1 protein-coding gene is annotated in these 440 nt (G+C 51.6%); it reads left to right on the forward strand.

Translation table 11 applies throughout. The annotated features are described in order from the left end of the window. Positions 1-158 precede the first annotated feature (158 nt). On the forward strand, positions 159-332 hold the full coding sequence (locus AC1RO3_RS08660) for a hypothetical protein (protein ID WP_481764028.1): 174 nt from the start codon (positions 159-161) through the stop codon (positions 330-332). Positions 333-440 lie beyond the last annotated feature (108 nt).

The following is a 440-nucleotide window of genomic DNA, read 5'->3' on the forward strand; positions in this document are numbered from 1 at the left end:
TGTTCATACCGTGATCGAGATCAAGAAGGGTGGAGAATACGTTCCCACGTATTCGACACGTTGCCGTTACGCGGACGTGTCGAATGTACTCCCTGTCGTCACACAGCTGATGACGGTTTTGCAGTTCAATCCCAGTAACCTTGAGGTAGAAGCCTGAAATGGCAACTAAGAAGTTTGTAAGTGATGATGTGAAGACTCTGCGTTTCCCCGAGTCGATCCAGTCTAACCCCGGTATGTACATCGGTGGCACCGACGCCTCGGGACTCTGGGTAGTGATCCGAGAAATGTTGGACAACGCAGTGGACGAACACATTGCTGGTCGCGGCACCTAGGTTCAGCTGTACGCTGATTCCGGCACCTCCTGGGTGCAGGATGATGCAAATGGTATCCCACAGGGTATCAAGAAACACACCGTGAAGATCAATGGCAAGGATGTTGTG

Source organism: Dellaglioa sp. CoH-57-MRSF-19 (assembly GCF_056781975.1).

Coding starts and splice junctions, on each gene's coding strand:
- AC1RO3_RS08660 (WP_481764028.1), top strand. CDS start 159: ATGGCAACTAAGAAGTTTGTAAGTGATGATGTGAAGACTCTGCGTTTC.